1 protein-coding gene is annotated in these 512 nt (G+C 70.3%); it reads left to right on the forward strand.

Translation table 11 applies throughout. The features are described 5' to 3' along the window. Nucleotides 1-512 (forward strand): FAD-binding oxidoreductase (locus tag DH10_RS24905; protein WP_192385475.1); only part of this gene is annotated, 512 nt, incomplete at both ends.

A 512-nucleotide genomic window follows, 5' to 3' on the forward strand; every position in this document is an offset into this window, starting at 1 on the left:
GGGCGGGGCGGCGACGGTTGCGGGCCAGGTGATCTGCGACCTCGGCGCTCTCAACAAAATCGAGGAGATCGACCCGTTCGCGCGCGTGGCGATCGTCCAGGCGGGTGCGACGCTTGGGCTCCTGCAAGAAGCGGCGGCGGTGCATGGGCTCGACCCGGGCATCGACCTTGCCGCGCGCGGCAGCGCCACCATCGGCGGCATGGTTTCCACCAATGCCGGCGGCATCATGGCCTTTCGCAACGGCACGATGCGCCACCGCGTGCTCGGCCTGGAAGCCGTGCTGCCGGACGGGCGCATCTTTTCCGACCTCACCCGGGTGCTGAAGACCAGCGCCGGCTATGACCTGAAGCATCTGTTCATCGGCGCGGAGGGCACGCTCGGCATCGTCACCCGCGTGGCGCTGCGGCTCGATCCGGTCGCGGGCGCAAGCGCCACCGCAATAGTCGGCGTGCCGGATGCGGCGAGCGCGCAGCGCATCGTGCGGCATTTCCTCGGTCAGACCGGCACGCGGC

Origin of the sequence: Mesorhizobium silamurunense, assembly GCF_014843825.1 — a bacterium.
In the GTDB taxonomy this organism is placed as follows: domain Bacteria; phylum Pseudomonadota; class Alphaproteobacteria; order Rhizobiales; family Rhizobiaceae; genus Mesorhizobium; species Mesorhizobium silamurunense.